The organism is Polynucleobacter necessarius (assembly GCF_900095175.1).
In the GTDB taxonomy this organism is placed as follows: domain Bacteria; phylum Pseudomonadota; class Gammaproteobacteria; order Burkholderiales; family Burkholderiaceae; genus Polynucleobacter; species Polynucleobacter necessarius_I.
Genome location: NZ_LT606946.1, coordinates 978415 through 995888, shown reverse-complemented (window position 1 = coordinate 995888; position 17474 = coordinate 978415). Strand labels below are relative to the sequence as shown.

Below are 17474 nucleotides of genomic sequence, written 5' to 3'. Positions count from 1 at the left end.
TGAGAAAATTATAGGGTGCAAGAGCCTATAAACCAACAAAAACCCAAAGCAAGCCCTATGACTGTGCCTGCTTCCAACACCTCGCGACGGCTAGAAATTCGCTTTCCGGAGGAGTTGCCAGTATCAGGCCAGCGTCAAATCATTAAGGATGCCTTGAGCTCTCACCAAGTGGTGATTGTCTGTGGTGAGACCGGTTCAGGTAAAACAACCCAATTACCCAAGATCTGTCTAGACTTGGGTAAGGGCACCATCAATGGCGGCCGGCTGATTGGACATACACAGCCTCGCCGTATCGCTGCGACAGCCACAGCGAAGCGTATAGCCCAGGAGCTGGGCACGCCAATCGGTCAAGACGTCGGGTATCAAGTCCGTTTTGCTGATAAGACTAGTCAGGGCGCCTCCATCAAACTAATGACTGATGGCATCTTGCTCGCAGAAACCCAGCGAGACCCTCAGCTCCGCGCCTATGACACACTCATCATCGATGAGGCCCACGAGCGCAGCCTCAATATTGATTTTCTATTGGGCTATCTCCGCCAGTTATTGCCCAAACGTCCAGATCTCAAGCTAATCATCACCTCAGCGACTATCGACGCTAAGCGTTTCTCAGATCATTTCGCCTTAAATGGGAAGTCTACCCCAGTAATTGAGGTCAGTGGGCGTCTCTTTCCGGTAGAGCGGCGCTATGAACCTCTGGAACCTGATGCAAAACCAGACGGCAAAAAAGAGTCTAAAGAGGCCAAGGAAATTCCTGATGCAGTAGCTGAAGCAATCGCCAATGTATGGCGAGAGGGTGCTGCAGGTGCGGGCGATGTCTTGGTGTTCTTGCCAGGGGAGCGAGAGATTCGGGATTGTGCTGAAGCGCTTCGCAAAGATCATGTTCTGCAGCAACGGTTTCATCCGGAGATATTAAGTCTCTTTGCTCGCCAATCCGTTGCAGAGCAAGAGCGTGTGTTCAATCCGGGTAATGGTCGACGCATCATCCTGACAACTAACGTTGCCGAGACCTCATTAACCGTTCCCAATATTCGGTATGTTGTCGATAGTGGCTTAGCGCGAGTGAAGCGCTATTCCTATCGCAACAAAGTAGAGCAGCTACAAATTGAGCCAATATCTCAGGCTGCAGCCAATCAAAGGGCGGGTCGTTGTGGTCGTGTATCGGATGGTATTTGTATTCGTCTATATAGCGAGCAAGACTATTCAAATCGACCCAAATTTACCGATCCTGAAATCCTGCGCAGTTCACTAGCGGCAGTATTGCTTCGCATGAGTTCTCTACGCTTACCTCGCGTTCAAGAATTCCCATTCATTGATAAGCCTTTGGGTCGAGCAATTGCCGATGGCGTGCAGCTTCTAGATGAGTTAGGTGCCATCGTCTATGACGAGAGCGCTGTAGGTGACAACAAAGACATTAACAATAGCTTTAAGTTGACGCCCACGGGCAAGCAATTGGCGGATCTTCCACTGGATCCCCGTATCGGACGCATGCTCTTGGCTGCTAAAGAACAAAACGCACTACGTGAAGTCACCATCATTGCTTCCGCTTTAGCCACGCAAGACCCGCGCGATCGACCGATGGATCAGGCTGCTGCTGCCGATCAAGCTCACCTGCAGTTTGCGGACGAGCGTTCCGAGTTTCTAAGTTTTGTGAAGCTTTGGGATTGGTATCAAGATGCCCTGCAGCATAAGCATAGCAATCGCCAATTAGAAAATCTGTGCCGCAGTAAGTTTTTATCACCAAGACGCTTGTGTGAATGGCGTGATGTTCATGGACAGCTACATACGATGCTTGGTGAAAAGGGTTGGAAAGAAAACCCCTCCGCAGCTACCTATGAACAAATTCACCTATCTTTATTAACCGGCCTATTAGGTTATGTTGCTAAAAAAGAAGAGGATGAGAAATCTCAAGAGCGCGGTAGCAAGACGGGTGGTTACATTGGTGCTCGGGGGATTCGTCCCTTTATTTGGCCAGGTTTAACTATTGGCAAGAAAGCCGGCGCTTGGATTTTGGCGGGCGAGCTTCTAGAAACCAATCGCATGTATGCCCGCACGATTGCCAAGATAGAGCCTCAGTGGGTTGAAAAGGTTGCAGCTCAGCGCCTGATTAAATCCTTGAGTGATCCCTTTTGGGATAGTCGTCAAGGTGAAGTCATGGCATTTGAGCGCGGCACTTTGTATGGCTTGCCGATATATCACGGTCGCCGAGTGCGTTACGAGTCTCATAATCCAGAAGAAGCTCGTGAGTTATTTATTAAGCAAGCCTTGGTTCAGGAAGAAATGTTCGGGCGTATGGATACCCCAGCATTGATACGGGAGGCTGAGGCTGATGCAAGAAAAAAATACCCAGGTAGTTTTGAATTCTTCTGGCATAACCGCAGACTGATTAAAGAGATCGAGGCTCTAGAGCATCGTTCACGTCGCTCGGATGTTTTGGTGGATGATGACCTCCTGTTTGCTTTTTATGATTCACGTATTCCAAAAGATGTTCTCAGTAGAGAGAGCATGAAAGCCTGGCTCAAGAATGCAGCAAAGAGCAAGGATTCTGAGGATCAGAGTGCAGACTCTCTTTTGCGTCTAGCTAAAGCAGATTTAATGCGCCATGAAGCTGCAGGCATTACCGTCGATCGCTATCCCAAAAAGATGATTGTTGGTGGAACTGATCTAAGTCTGACGTATCACTTTGAGCCCGGTAGCCCCAAAGATGGAGTCACTCTCGTTGTTCCCTTGACGCTATTGAACCAGGTCGATGGGCGTCGTTGTGAATGGCTGGTGCCAGGTATGTGTGAGGAAAAAATCCATCTGCTACTGAAATCACTTCCCCAGAAATTACGGCGTCACTGTGTGCCTTTGCCTGAGTATGCAAAATCCTTCTTAGAGCGCATGCTGGCAGAAAAACAGTTTGGAGTAGGTGACTTTTTAGATAGCTTAATTACGGATATTCGTAAAGAGCGTGGTTTGGAAATTAAGCGTACGGATTTCAGGCCAGAATCTCTGCCGCTTCATTCATCTATGAATTTTCGCCTGGTGGATGAGCATGGTCGCCAGCTTGAGTTGGAGCGCAATTTATCTCAATTGCGTGCCGAGCACGGAGAAACTGCTCGAACTGCATTCCAGGCGATTGCCCAGCAGGCGGTTCAAGAAGAGCTAGGCGCCGAAGCTCCTGCAAGCACGTCAAATACTGCCAGCAATGTCAATCAGAGTATTAATAACTCGTCAGTAAAAAATGTAGAACAGGGTGGTTATCGAAGCTGGGATTTTGGGGAGTTACCTGAAACTCTAGAGATTCAGAAAGGTAATCGCACTTTATTCGGTTATCCAGCTTTAGTGGATCGAACTGAGTCATGTGATCTTGAGGTTTTTGATGATTTACTCGAGGCTAGGAAATATCACTGGCAAGGATTGCGAAGACTTTTCGCTTTATCAAATAAAGATACGCTTAAGGCGCTTCAGAAGCAGCTTCCCGGAATTCGGGAGCTCGGCTTACTATTTATCAATGTAGGCTCAGTAGAGAGTTTGATTGAGCAAATTCTGAATCTTGCTCTTGAGCGGGCATTTATGAATGATCCGTTACCAGTAAATTCAGAGCAATTTGCTGAGCGTCTGCAAGCAGGCAAGCCTCGATTAGCTTTAATTGCTCAAGAGATTTCAAAGCATGCCCTAGCGGCCTTGCAGGCTCACGCAGACCTCCAGAAGAAGTTAGCTCAAGCTAAGGTTGCTTCTGCTAGCGCATATACAGATATTCAAGCGCAAGTTCAGGGTTTGATTTTCCCGAAATTTGTATCAGACACACCATATGGCCAGTTAGTACATTTCCCTCGATATCTCAAGGCGATTGCGATGCGAATTGATAAATTACGCGCCAATCCTGCTAGAGATGCCCAATGTCAAAAGGATTGGGAGTCGGTTGCTAGGCCATGGCAAAAGTTGGTTCAAGGTAGTCGCGGGTCTGCGACCTACGCCATGGTCGAAGACCAAGCATTGACGGATTTTCGTTGGCAACTTGAGGAGTTGAGGGTGGCCTTATACGCCCAGGAACTAAAGACCCCAACCCCAATGTCTTTAAAACGGCTAGAAAAGGTCTTGGCTAGCTTGCGTTAGGTCAAATTGACCGAATTAGGCGTGCTGCATTGGTGTGTCAATTGCTTACAATGTCAGCTATGCATACTTATATTAGTAAAGCCAAAGTTGGCACTATTTCAGCCGTCACGGTACTAGCCCTTTTTGGGTTTGTTGCTTCCACTTGCGCCCAAACTTCGGTTCCTATGGATCCCAAGGTAGAGCCCAAGTTGGCGGTTATTTTGAACTCAGGCGAGGCAACAGTGAGTTTGATTGATATGCCAAGTCGCAAAGTGATTAAGACGGTTCCTGTTGGTAAGGAGCCTCATCACCTGATGATGACCCCTGATCAAAAGATCTTGCTGATTGCCAATGCTGCAGGTAATGATGTGGTGCTGATGAATCCCACCACTGGTGAGTTGACTGGCAGAATCCCCGAAATCATTGATCCATACCAAATTGGCTATTCACCAAACCATAAGTGGTTTGTTGCGAACGGCAACCGTCTCGATAGGGTGGATGTCTATCACGCTCAGGGCGCAGATTTAAAGTTGGCTAAGTCAATTAAGCTAGGCAAGACACCAAGTCACGTGGCATTTACGGCTGATAGCAAGATCGCCTTTATCACCCTGCAAGATTCCGATGAATTGGCCGCAATCGATTTAGATACGCAGACTGTCATTTGGAAAATGACTACGGGTAAAGTGCCTGCTGGTGTTTGGATGACGCCTGGTGACCAATATCTTCTAGTGGGTGTTACGGGTGAAGATAACGTCCAAGTCATTGATTGGAAGAATCGCAAAGAAGTGAAGCGCATCTTTACTGGCAAGGGCGCTCATAATTTCCGTCCATTAGGTGATAAAAAACATGTTTTTGTGAGTAATCGTATTGCCTCCACTATCAGCATGATTAATATGCAGACCTTGGAAAAGACTGGAGATATCACTGGCTTACCTGCGGGCCCTGATGATATGGAAATCACGCCCGACGGAAAAACTATGTGGGTTACTCTCCGTTTCTCTAAAAAGGTTGGGGTGATTGATATCCCATCCATGAAGCTCATGACCGTAATCCCAGTTGGAAAATCTCCGCATGGTGTTTTCTTTGCACCACGTGCTGGCTGGGAGTAACTAGCTTAGATGTATTTGCATAGCACTCTGGTTCGGCTAATGGCGCTATTTTTTTTAGCGACATTCTCTTCGTTTGGATTTTCTCAAGAGACGCAATGTAAGAAAACGATTTATCTAACATTTGATACTGGCAACATGTCTGTTGCTCAGACTGTTGCAGATGTATTGAATCGTCAAAAAATCAAAGCGACTTTTTTTCTGGCAAACGAAAAAACTAACCGCGGCGATTTTTCCCTCGATGATTCATGGAAGTCCTTTTGGCAGGACCGCTTACGAGAAGGCCATCACTTTGGCAGCCATACCTATGACCATTTGTACTTTGTCAAAGATGGGCCCAGTGGGGAGATCTTTGCAAAGCCACAGTTTGGCCCAAAGGCGGGCGTGATGAGTTTGTATAACGAAGCGAGCTATTGCCGAGAAATTAGAAGGGTCGATGATCGCTTTAAAGAGCTTACTGGTAGCCATATTCAAAAAATCTGGCGTGCCCCCGGAGGAAAAACTTCGCCTCGATCAATTCGGATGGGATCACAGTGCGGTTTCCAACACATTGGCTGGGATCCTGCGGGATTTCTGGGGGATGAGCTCAGTTCGCAGACTCACACCAATAAGATGCTCCTAGATAAAGCGAGCAGTCAACTCCAAGACGGCGATATCACCATGGCCCATTTAGGGATTTGGTCGCGCAAGGACCCTTGGGCTCCAGCAGTTTTAGAGCAGTTGATTATCAATTTAAAGGGCCGAGGATTTTGTTTTGCAACTCTGCCAAAACAAGATAAATAAGTCACAATTGACTATATGGATTCCAATCCTTTAATAGCCGCCATTTCTTCCGCCTATGCTAGCACTCAAGAATTCTTGTTTGCTAATGTAGCTGGACCCATTCTGTATCAATTCGATCTCATGTCGATGGCAGAGAATGTATTTGATGGAATCGATTGGTTCTTGTTCGGTTGTATTCAGATCTTGCTAATTGCCATCATTTTGCGTACCTGGGAAAGATTTGCGCCGGCGGAGGTTCAGGAGCGTTTCGCCAAGAACTCCAAAGCAGATATTTTTTACACCCTGTTTTATCGGCTCGGTATTTTTCACGGATTGATTTTTCTCGCTTTATCGGGATTTTTCTTTCAAATCGATTCAGTGCTCCATGATTTCCGTTTTAGTAGATTGAATGTTGAATCATGGTGGCCGCCAGTAACATCCATCCCACTAGTAAGTTTTTTCATCTACTTCGTCTTATTAGATTTTGTTGAGTACTTGTATCACCGCGCTTCACATACATTTAACTGGTGGTGGCAATTGCACGCTTTGCACCATAGCCAAACCGTCATGACTGCTTGGTCTGATGATCGCAATCACATACTCGATAGCATCTTGCATGCAGTGGTGTTTTCCTTCTTTGCTTTGCTGTTTGGTGTATCCCCAAGCCAATTTATTTTGCTAGTGGTCTTGAGTCAATTTATTCAGAGCTGGCAGCATGCTAATCTGAAGATTCATCTTGGCGCTTTTAAGTATCTTTTGGTTTCTCCGATGTATCACCGCATGCATCACGCCGTAGGCTATGGTCACGAAGCTAAAGGTATGCCCGGTGTTTTAGGTGGCTGCAATTTTGGTGTTTTGTTCCCGTGGTGGGACATGATGTTCAACACTGCTATTTTTCCGAAGGAAGTTCATCCCACTGGCGTTAGGGGTTTAGCTATTTCTCCCAATGTATTTCAGCAGCAGTGGCAGGGTCTTGTCCACTCAGTTCGAGAAATTTTCCCGAAGATAAAGTAAAACCAGCGGTTCATTTTTTAATAATGGAAATCTATGGATAGCATGCAGCAAGTATTCAAGTCTTTTGGCTTGGCTTTGGTAGGAACAATGCATCCCAGAATGCTGTGGTTAAGTCTGCGCCCATTTTTGATCGTTTCGATTTTATGGGGTAGCTTAATTTGGCTGACTTGGACTTCGGCCCTCGAGATGCTCAACATCTTTTTGACAACCTCTATCTTTACGAGTTGGATTCAGGACAGCTTGATTTGGGCTGGCTTTGAAAATGCGCGCGCTTGGATTGCGCCATTATTTTTCGTGATGCTGTTGATTCCTTTGATTGCAATCAGTCTATTGGTATTCATCGCCTTTACAACCGTCCCCACCATAGTCAAGGTAGTGACTCGTCAGCATGCCTATAAAGACATCGAGAGAAAGCGCGGCGGGGGTTTATTTTGGAAGCCTTGTTTACACGATTTGGTCTGCTTTAATCTGCCTTGCATTGGTGATGTTGACTTTACCGGTGTGGTGGATTCCACCCCTAGTTGCAGTCTTGCCACCTTTGATATGGGGCTGGCTGACGATGCGCCTGATGTCTTACGATGTGTTGGCGCAACATGTCACAGCAGAGGAGCGTGACATGCTCTTGCATCAGCATCGCTGGTCACTTTTAGCTATGGGTATTGTTTCAGGCATGCTCGGTGCTGTGCCCACTTTCTTTTGGGCAACCTCGGCATTAGCTCTAGTCTTATTTCCAATTGTGAGTTTTGTTGCTCTTTGGATTTACTCTTTAATTTTTGTATTTGCTGCGCTGTGGTTTACCCATTATTTGCTCGATGCATTAAAAGAGCTGCGTAGGTCTGAGGTGGAGAAGACTTTAAATATTGAGACGCGTGTAATTGATATGGAACTCCCATACCATGGTTGAAGCATCAAAACAGGTCGGCATTGATTTGCCTGAGACTAAGTCACGCCGCTTTGGTTTGATTGTGATCGGCGATGAAATTTTGTCAGGTCGTCGTCAAGCTAAGCACCTCAGCAAACTCATTGAGTTGCTGAATGAGCGTGGCTTGAGTCTGTCTTGGGCCAAATATGTCGCGGATGATCCCGAGCAGATCACAGCCACCTTAAAAGATAGCTTTGCCGTGGCGATGTCGTTTTTAGTACCGGTGGTATTGGTGCCACTCCTGACGACCATACTAGGCAGTGTGCTGCTTTGGCCCTCGGAACTAAAACCGAGTTGCATCCAACGGCGCAGGAATTAATTGCGGGTCGCATTCAGTCAATGGCAGAGGGTGATCCTATTAAGGCGGATCTCAATACGCCTGAGAATCAACATCGATTCAAGATGGGGGAGTTTCCCCTGGGCAGTGACATTATTCCGAATCCCTATAACCAGATTCCAGGCTTTTCTATTCGAGAGCACTACTTCGTTCCTGGCTTTCCGGTGATGGCAGCCCCAATGATGGCCTGGTGTCTCGACACTTATTATCAAAACCTCTTTCATCGTGAGAACTGGGCTGAGCAAAGCTTTATCGTTCCCAAGGGCATCGAGTCGACCCTCACCCCTTTAATGGAGCGTATTGAGGCTTCATTTCCTGGGGTAAAGGTTCTTTAGCCTTCCATCTGTTGGCGATCCCTCCAGGGGTGGCGTTTACGCTGAGCGCCATATCGAATTAGGTATCAAAGGCAATGCAAGCCTGCTGGAAAGTGCTTGGATTGCTTTGCGAGCTGGCACTCAGGCCTTGGGTTATGCGATTCACGATATTGCAATACCTGAGTAAGCACTAATTTAGTGCAAATACACTATTTTTTCAGGTTTTAAGACGTATTTGAGCACTTAATTAGTGCAATAATGATCATTCCCATTTGTTTGCTTCAGTAAATTAGATACATCCCAAGGGCATGTTTGATGCCTGGAATGAACAAGGATTTATACCTTAAGTTTGTATTCCGAATTTAGTTAATAGAGGAGATTTGCATGACGAAGACCGTCGCTGATGTGATGAAGTTAGTTAAAGAGAAAGAGTGTACTTTTGTTGATTTCCGCTTTGTAGATACAAAGGGCAAAGAGCAACACACTACAGTACCTATTTCTGCATTTGACGAAGACAAATTTGAGAGCGGTCATGCATTTGACGGTTCATCTATTGCTGGTTGGAAAGGTATTGAAGCTTCTGACATGTTGTTAATGCCAGATCCAACAGCTTGCTATATCGACCCATTTTATGAAGAGCCAACATTGGTGATCACATGTGATGTGATCGAGCCTTCAGATGGCAAAGGTTACGATCGTGACCCACGTTCGATTGCAAAGCGTGCTGAGTCTTATTTGAAAAGCACTGGCCTAGGCGACACAGCTTACTTTGGTCCAGAGCCAGAATTCTTTATTTTTGATGGCGTCCGTTGGGGTGCTGACATGCAGGGTTGTTTCGTTAAGATAGATTCTGAAGAGGCTCCATGGTCTTCGGCTGCTGAAATCGAAGGTGGCAACACTGGTCACCGTCCAGGTAAAAAAGGCGGCTACTTTCCAGTTGCTCCAGTAGATACATTCCAGGACATGCGTTCTGAAATGTGTTTGATCCTCGAATCTTTAGGCATTCCTGTCGAAGTTCATCACCATGAAGTTGCTGGTCAAGGCCAAAACGAATTGGGTGCCAAGTTCAGCACATTGGTTGAGCGTGCTGACTGGACTATCTGGCAGAAGTATGTCGTTCAAAACGTAGCCCATGCTTATGGCAAGACAGCCACATTTATGCCTAAGCCTATCGTTGGCGACAACGGTTCTGGCATGCACGTTCACCAATCTATTTGGAAGAACGGCGAGAACTTGTTTGCTGGTAACGGCTATGCAGGTTTGTCAGAGTTCGCATTGTTCTACATCGGCGGTATCATTAAGCACGCTAAAGCATTGAATGCGATTACCAACCCAGGTACAAACTCATACAAGCGTTTGGTTCCAGGTTTTGAGGCCCCAGTGAAGTTGGCTTACTCCGCACGTAACCGTTCTGCTTCGATTCGTATTCCGCACGTTTCAAGCCCTAAAGGTCGTCGTATTGAGACTCGCTTCCCTGATCCATTGGCTAACCCATACCTCTGCTTCTCAGCATTGATGATGGCAGGTTTAGATGGTATTCAGAACAAGATTCATCCAGGTGAAGCTGCTGACAAGAACTTGTATGACTTGCCACCAGAAGAAGATGCAAAGATCCCAACCGTTTGTGCAAGCTTGGAAGAAGCATTGGAAGCCTTGAACAAAGACCGTGAGTTCTTGACTCGTGGCGGTGTCTTTACAGACTCTATGATCGACGCATATATCGCTTTGAAGATGGAAGATGTCACACGTTTCCGTATGACTACTCATCCAATCGAATTCGATATGTACTACTCCCTGTAAGCGAGGGAGAAATGTTGAGCGCAGGTCTGTTGCGCAATTCGTTCAAAGGGGCAGCTTCGGCTGCTCCTTTTTTTCCGACATTGCTTGATCAGATGCCCAATGCCATCGTGGTATTTGAGGCTGAGAACCAACAATTGGTTTATGTGAATCCTGCCGCAGAGTCTGCGCTGGATCTGTCACGAAAATCGCTTGAGGGCCGGTCTGTGCACAACCTCTTTGGGGATAATGCTTCCATTAAGCGCATGATCGAAGAGGTCAAAGCGGGGCATGTATCTGCTCAACGCCAAGAAATGGTATTGCATTCTTTGCCAGGTAGCATTCATCAGGAGTCAATTCCTGCACACGTAGTCGTAGCGAGTCTTGAAGATCCGACTCTGATCATGATGGAATGGTTTCTAATTGATCAGCAGCTACGCAGTGAGCGTGATGAGCGTGTCACGCAGCAGGTAGAGGCAAATAAACAGTTAATGCGTAACTTAGCGCATGAGATTAAAAATCCTTTGGGCGGCATTAGAGGTGCCGCGCAATTACTAGAGTTTGAGCTTCCAGAGAAGGGCTTGCGTGAATATACTCAGGTCATTATTAAAGAGTCGGATCGACTTCAAAACTTAGTTGATAGATTGCTCGCGCCACATCGTAAGGCGCACGCTATGGAATCATTTAATGTCCATGAGGCATTGGAAAGAGTTCGTAGCCTAGTTTTAGCTGAGTTTCCGAAAGGATTGCGGATTATTCGTAACTACGACACCAGCCTTCCGGAAGTTCTGGGTGATCGCGAGCAACTCATTCAGGCCGTACTCAATATTGCTCATAACGCTGCTCAAGCACTTTCAGAAGAAATACAGCAAGGCATTGCCCAAATTGAATTGAAGACAAGGGTAGCTCGTTCGGTCACCATCTCCAAGCAACGCTACAAAATGGCCATGGACTTGCATGTGATTGATAACGGCCCAGGTATTCCAGAGGATATCTGTGAGCGCATTTTCTTTCCATTAGTTTCTGGCAGGGATGGTGGCAGCGGTCTTGGCCTCACTCTCGCACAAACTTTTGTACAGCAACACCAAGGCTTTATTGCCTGTGACAGTCGTCCTGGACGGACTGACTTCCATATTCAAATTCCTTATCGTAGGCAGGAGAAAGCATTATGAAACCCGTTTGGATCGTAGATGATGACCAATCTATTCGTTGGGTGCTAGAAAAGGCATTGACTCGCGAGAACATTCCTCACAAGAGCTTTTCTAATCCGAATGATGTGCTCGATGCCTTGGAGAAAGAAGTTCCTCAAGTATTAATTTCTGATATTCGGATGCCGCGTGGCAATGGTTTAGATCTTTTACAAAATGTAAAAGAAAGTCATCCAATGCTCCCAGTCATCATCATGACTGCATACTCAGATTTGGATTCAGCAGTCTCATCATTTCAGGGTGGCGCATTTGAATACTTTACTAAGCCATTTGATATCGATAAGGCTGTAGAGTTGATTCGTCGTGCAATGGAGCAAAGCGAGCGCAATCTTTCAGGCAATAAAGAGATGAATGGTTGGAGACAGGATTCCACTGAGATTATTGGTCAAGCGCCAGCCATGCAAGAAGTTTTTAGAGCGATAGGCCGTCTTGCTCAGTCCCATTCCACAGTCTTAATTACTGGTGAATCTGGTACTGGCAAAGAGTTGGTCGCGCAAGCGTTGCACAAGCATAGTCCTCGTGCTAAGGGTCCATTTATTGCCTTTAGCACGGCTGAAGTACCTAAGGATTTATTAGAGTCCGAACTGTTTGGTCATGAGCGTGGCGCCTTCCCCGGTGCTTTGACTTTGCGCCGTGGCCGCTTTGAACAGGCTGATGGTGGCACTTTATTTTTAGATGAGATTGGCGACATTCCGTTTGATCTTCAAACTCGCCTATTGCGCGCTTTAACCGATGGTCATTTCTATCGAGTTGGTGGGCAAGACCCCATTAAGGCCAATGTTCGAATCATTGCTTCAACCCACCAAAAGCTAGAAGCCCGAGTTGCTGCTGGTGCTTTCCGCGAAGATTTATTGCATCGCTTGAATGTGATTCGCTTGCGGATGCCAGCCTTACGTGAGCGCGCCGAAGATATTCCAGTGCTGGCGCGACATTTTATGTTGTCATGCGCTAAATCTCTGGGTGTCGAAGCTAAAAAGCTCTCTGATGAAGTATTAAAGGATATTAGCGTTATGCCATTTCCTGGCAATGTCCGCCAACTAGAAAATCTTTGCCATTGGCTAACAGTAATGACGCCGTCCAATGTCATTGGTGTCAGTGATTTGCCTGCTGATATTTTGGCTGAAGCGGGTGAGCAGCCCATCTTATTGCAGGGTGAATCTAATCCTTCGGCCCAAGTAGTGCTGCGGGGTGCTGCCATAGATTGGGAGAGTGGTTTGGGTCGCCTGGCTGCCAAAATGCTTCAGGATGGCGATGCGGAAGTGTATGACGTACTATGCTCAAAATTTGAAAAGGCAGTGTTGCAGGCAACTCTTGAAGTAACCCGCGGAAGACGGGTTGAGGCTGCGCAGCGTCTTGGAATTGGTCGCAATACGATTACTCGTAAATTGCAGGAGCTTGGTATTGATGGCTGAGTCAGTAAGAATAGCTGCGTGGAATGTTAATTCACTGAAGGTACGTTTACCTCATGTACTCAAGTGGCTGCAGGACCAAGAGAAGGCTAAGAAGCCGATTGATGCTCTTTGTCTTCAAGAACTCAAGCTCACTGATGATAAGTATCCGCACAAGGAATTCGAAGATGCGGGCTACCTCAGCATTGCTGCTGGTCAGAAGACCTATAACGGTGTGGCTATTATTGTTCGCAAAGCTGCATTGGCCCCGATTGCCAGCAATCATGAAACAACTTTTTTAAAGCCAATTAGAAATATCCCTGGCAGCACGGATGAACAGCAACGTATTTTGGCTGCTACAGTTTGTTTTAAAGGGATGCAACCCATTCGCCTGGTGTCAGCTTATTTCCCTAATGGACAATCGCCCGATAGTGATAAGTTTGTCTACAAATTAGCTTGGCTTAAAGCTTTAGAAAATTGGTTAAGCGATGAGTTGGGTCAGAATAGTCGCTTAGCACTTTTGGGCGATTTCAATATCGCACCTACGGATGATGATGTGCATGATCCCGCTAAGTGGATTGGTCAAAACCTCGTCTCTCCACCTGAGAGAGAGGCGTTTCAACAGCTTTTAAATCTAGGGCTTACCGATTCTTATCGGATGTTTGAACAGGCGCCTAAATCCTTTAGCTGGTGGGATTACCGTATGATGGGCTTCAGAAGAAATGCTGGAATGCGGATTGATCACATTCTATTAAGCGAGGCCCTTAAAGATAAATGCACAGAAAGCATTATCGATAAAGAGCCCCGTACTTGGGAGCAGCCTTCGGATCACGCCCCCGTCATTGCAAAGATTTCAGTCTAGAGATTTGACTTTATTGAGTTACTAGGCCGCCGTGACGAAGTAAGGCATCAATACTTGGTTCTCTGCCTCTAAATGCCTTGAATGACTCAGCTGCCGGACGACTGCCGCCTACCTCTAAGATCTCTTGGCGATAACGAGCCCCCGTTTTTTCATCCAGAACACTGCCAGTGAGTTTTGCTGCTTCTTCAAAGGCAGAGTACACATCCGCAGAAAGTACTTCAGCCCATTTATAGCTGTAATAGCCTGCTGCGTAACCTCCTGCAAAGATATGGCTAAAAGTATTGATCCATCGGGAGATGGCTGGTTGTGGAATAACATTGAATTCATCTGCAATGCTTTTAGATAGCTCCAGCACCGCCTGTCCTTTTGCATTTTCAACATCAAAATTAGCATGCAGACGCCAGTCAGTCAGAGACATCACCACTTGACGCAATGTCATATAGCCATTTTGGAAATTCTTGGCCGCTAGAATTTTTTCATAAAGCTCTCGGGGGAGAGGTTTTCCAGTCTCTGCATGTGCAGTCATTTTTTCTAAGACTTCCCACTCCCAGCAGAAGTTTTCCATGAACTGGCTAGGTAATTCGACCGCGTCCCATTCCACGCCATTGATGCCTGATACACCTAAAGCGCTTACCTGGGTTAAGAGGTGATGCAGGCCATGACCACTCTCATGGAATAGGGTGATGGCATCATCATGAGTAATGGTGGGTTGACGCAGTACGCCATCTACTTTTACTGGCGGTGCAAAATTACAAACCAAATACGCTACCGGTACTTGAATCTCACCATTAGGCAATTCTCTGCGACCACGCGCATCATCCATCCAGGCCCCACCGCGCTTACCAGGGCGAGCATATGGGTCTAAATAGAAGTAGGCTACAACCCTGTCTTCAGCATTCTTAACTGAGAAGGATTGGACATCCGCATGCCATGCTGGCAGATTGGCACTCTCAATTTTCACGCCAAACAAAGTCTGGATGACTTGGAAGAGTCCATCTAGCACTTTGGGTAGCGGGAAATATTGCTTGAGTTCATTCTCGGAGAAAGAGTAGCGCTCTTGTTTTAGTCTTTCAGAGGCAAAGGCAATATCCCATGGCTCTAATCCATTGCTAATATTCAATTCAGTTTTGGCGAAGTCAGAAAGCTCTTTCCAATCTTTCAGTGCAAATGGTTTCGCTTTTTGTGCAAAGGTAGTGAGGAAGGCATCTACCTCGCTGACACTGCTAGCCATTTTGGGAGCTAAGCTTAGAGCGGCATAGTTCTCAAACCCTAGCATGCGCGCCTCTTCATCACGTAACTTGAGTTGCTTCAGCATATTTGTAGTGTTATCCCAATCCAGCTTTCCTTGTGAGTACTGGGGAGCCAATTCCGAGGCTTGCGTGACGTAAGCTTCATACATTAAGCGACGTAGTGGGCGATTCTCAGAATACTGCATGACTGGGTAGTAAGAGGGGAAGTGGAGGGTAAAAGCCCAACCTTGCAAACCTTTTTGCTGTGCTGTATCTGCAGCTGCGGCAATGGCGTCTTCAGGCAATCCTGCCAACTCAGACTTGTCTGTAACGAGATGGACAAAGCTATCAGTCGCATCTAATACGTGGTCTGAAAATGCTTTTCCTAGCAAAACTTGCTCATCCTGAATTTGGGAAAAACGTGGCTTATCACCATCACTGAGTTCTGCTCCGCCAAGACGAAAATCCCTTAAAGAATTTTCAATCACTTTTTTCTGTGAAGCACTCAGATTGGCATAGCTAGTACTTTGACTAAGCTCTTTGAATCTTTGGTAAAGCGCTAAGTTTTGACCTAGGCTTGAGAAGAACGCAGTAACCTTGGGGATCATTTCACCATAAGCTGCTCTCAGTTCTGGCGTATCTACAACGCTATTGAGGTGTGAAATCACCCTCCAAGATCTGCTGAGAGATTCGGTGGCATCTTCGAGAGGCTCAACTAAGTCATTCCAGCTTGCTGGTGTCTTTGGGTCGACTGCTTGAGCCACTGCTTTTTCCGCCTGTGCCAGTAGAAAATCTATCGCGGGTTTAATGTCAGAAGACTTGACCTGAGAGTAGTCGCAAATACCTCGGCCGAATGAAATGAGTGGATTCTGTTGTAGGTCAGCAGAATGTAGAGGGGTAGATGCAGTCATCCCTCTAGCTTAATGGACTGCGGGCAATTTTGCTAAAAGTCCCAGTCAATTCCCTAGCGTTTTGCTGCCTTTTCTGCCGCCTCTAAGGTATTCATGAGGAGCATGGTGATCGTCATGGGGCCTACGCCACCAGGCACAGGTGTGATCCAGCCGGCAACATACTGGGCGGCATCAAAATCAACGTCACCACAAAGCTTGCCATCAGGCATGCGATTGATGCCAACATCAATCACAACGGCACCATTTTTGACTATATCGCCGGTAATCATTTTGGGTTTTCCGGTGGCAACTACCAAGATGTCGGCATCCTTAGTGTGGTGCGCCAAGTCACGAGTCTTGCTATTGCAAATGGTGACAGTTGCACCGGCTTGTAGCAAGAGCATCGCCATTGGTTTCCCAACGATATTTGAGGCGCCCACAATCACTGCGCGTGCACCACGGATAGGGTATTCAATACTCTCGAGGATCTTCATGCAGCCATAGGGCGTACAGGGCTTAAATTCGGGCTGGCCCACCATTAAGGCGCCAGCATTCGCTACATGAAAGCCATCCACATCTTTTTCTGGGGCAATTGCTTCTAGAACGCGTTCTGCTGCAATGTGTTCTGGAAGGGGAAGTTGAACCAAGATACCGTGAATAGATGGGTCAGCATTCAGGGTGGCAATTCGAGCCAGCAATTCCTCTTCACCTAACTCAGCTGAATATCGCTCGAGCACCGAATGGAATCCAACATCTTCGCAAGCCTTTACTTTATTGCGGACATAAACCTGGCTCGCTGGATTTTCTCCAACAACAATTACTGCTAGGCCTGGTCTAACGCCTTTGGCAGTGACGATTGCGCCACGGACAGCAATTTCAGTACGTAGTTTTTTAGATAAGGCAACGCCGTCGAGAAGCTGTGCAGGCATAGGAAATTAATTAGGTTGTGAATCTGAGAGTGCTAAGCGGAGTAAATCTGCAACGGTATTCACATTGAGCTTTTCCATAATGTTAGCGCGGTGTGCCTCAACGGTTTTGATGGAAATACTCAGATCATCTGCAATCTGTTTATTCAAGCGGCCGGCCACAATACGTTCGAGCACTTGGCGCTCACGACCAGTCAGCTTGCTTAAGAGACTCTGAGTAATTTTCCGTTGACTTGCTTGAGAATAATCAATACGCTCCTTTGCAAGCATGCGATCGACCAAGCTGCAGAGATCATTTTCTTTGAAAGGTTTTTCAATAAAATCAACTGCGCCACGTTTCATTGTTGAAACTGCCATCGAGACATCACCATGACCAGTGATAAATGCAACGGGCATTGGTAGATTTTCGCTAATTAAACGCTCTTGTAATTCAAGGCCTGACATGCCTGACATTCGAACATCTAAGATTGCGCAAGAGATCGTAGACTTATCAGTGCTTTGAAGAGATTGTAAGAATCGTTCAGCGCTTGCATGGCAGCGAACAACATACCCATTACTTTCTAGTAACCAGGTGAGGGAGTCGCGAACCGCCTCGTCGTCATCTACAACATAAACCACTTCAGCTTGATTGGGTTTGGTAGTAGCACTGATATTCATATTAGT

13 protein-coding genes and 1 pseudogene are annotated in these 17474 nt (G+C 46.6%); 11 read left to right on the top strand and 3 right to left on the bottom strand.

The annotated features are described in order from the left end of the window. The first annotated feature begins 57 nt into the window (after positions 1-57). From hrpA to xth, 11 genes and pseudogenes are all read left to right on the top strand, one after another. Positions 58-4098 (top strand): ATP-dependent RNA helicase HrpA, encoded by a 4041-nt coding sequence (gene hrpA, locus DXE44_RS05170; protein WP_197712846.1) that lies wholly within the window; start codon positions 58-60, stop codon positions 4096-4098. A gap of 59 nt (positions 4099-4157) precedes the next feature. Further along, entirely contained in the window at positions 4158-5186 is a 1029-nt protein-coding gene (locus DXE44_RS05165; protein WP_114654358.1) for a YVTN family beta-propeller repeat protein, read from the top strand. A 39-nt stretch (positions 5187-5225) separates the two neighbouring features. After that, the gene (locus tag DXE44_RS05160; RefSeq protein ID WP_231970581.1) at positions 5226-5966 is read left to right on the top strand and encodes a polysaccharide deacetylase family protein; all 741 of its coding nucleotides are present in this window, start codon (positions 5226-5228) and stop codon (positions 5964-5966) included. A 15-nt stretch (positions 5967-5981) separates the two neighbouring features. Next, complete coding sequence (locus DXE44_RS05155; RefSeq protein WP_114653169.1) at positions 5982-6959, top strand: sterol desaturase family protein; 978 nt, start codon at positions 5982-5984, stop codon at positions 6957-6959. A gap of 42 nt (positions 6960-7001) precedes the next feature. After that, on the top strand, positions 7002-7574 hold the full coding sequence (locus tag DXE44_RS11185) for an EI24 domain-containing protein (RefSeq protein ID WP_331851835.1): 573 nt from the start codon (positions 7002-7004) through the stop codon (positions 7572-7574). Beyond that, positions 7459-7863, top strand: a complete 405-nt coding sequence (locus tag DXE44_RS10635; protein ID WP_331851834.1) for an EI24 domain-containing protein — start codon at positions 7459-7461, stop codon at positions 7861-7863. Before DXE44_RS11185 ends, DXE44_RS10635 begins: the two co-directional genes overlap by 116 nt. Next, a pseudogene (locus tag DXE44_RS05145) lies at positions 7856-8719 on the top strand (competence/damage-inducible protein A). The gene DXE44_RS10635 and the pseudogene DXE44_RS05145 overlap by 8 nt, the downstream one beginning before the upstream one ends. A 197-nt stretch (positions 8720-8916) precedes the next feature. Then, a complete protein-coding gene (glnA, locus tag DXE44_RS05140; protein WP_114653167.1) occupies positions 8917-10332 on the top strand; it encodes a type I glutamate--ammonia ligase in 1416 nt (471 codons plus the stop codon). Positions 10333-10343: 11 nt separating this feature from the next. Continuing rightward, a complete protein-coding gene (gene glnL, locus DXE44_RS05135; RefSeq protein WP_114653165.1) occupies positions 10344-11480 on the top strand; it encodes a nitrogen regulation protein NR(II) in 1137 nt (378 codons plus the stop codon). Next, positions 11477-12928 carry a nitrogen regulation protein NR(I) gene (ntrC, locus tag DXE44_RS05130; RefSeq protein ID WP_114653163.1) on the top strand — a complete coding sequence of 484 codons (1452 nt, stop codon included), beginning with the start codon at positions 11477-11479 and terminating at the stop codon, positions 12926-12928. The genes glnL and ntrC overlap by 4 nt, the downstream gene beginning before the upstream one ends. Beyond that, entirely contained in the window at positions 12921-13766 is an 846-nt protein-coding gene (xth, locus tag DXE44_RS05125) for an exodeoxyribonuclease III (RefSeq protein WP_114653161.1), read from the top strand. The genes ntrC and xth overlap by 8 nt, the downstream gene beginning before the upstream one ends. Before the next feature lie 10 nt (positions 13767-13776). Here xth and DXE44_RS05120 read toward each other — a convergent pair whose 3' ends face one another. The 3 genes from DXE44_RS05120 to DXE44_RS05110 are packed head-to-tail and all read right to left on the bottom strand — an operon-like array spanning position 13777 to position 17468. Continuing rightward, complete coding sequence (locus DXE44_RS05120; RefSeq protein ID WP_114653159.1) at positions 13777-15906, bottom strand: M3 family metallopeptidase; 2130 nt, start codon at positions 15904-15906, stop codon at positions 13777-13779. A gap of 53 nt (positions 15907-15959) precedes the next feature. Beyond that, positions 15960-16814, bottom strand: coding sequence for a bifunctional methylenetetrahydrofolate dehydrogenase/methenyltetrahydrofolate cyclohydrolase FolD (gene folD, locus DXE44_RS05115; RefSeq protein ID WP_114653156.1), 855 nt, complete (start codon positions 16812-16814; stop codon positions 15960-15962). 6 nt (positions 16815-16820) lie between these two features. Further along, positions 16821-17468, bottom strand: a complete 648-nt coding sequence (locus tag DXE44_RS05110; protein WP_114653154.1) for a response regulator transcription factor — start codon at positions 17466-17468, stop codon at positions 16821-16823. Positions 17469-17474 lie beyond the last annotated feature (6 nt).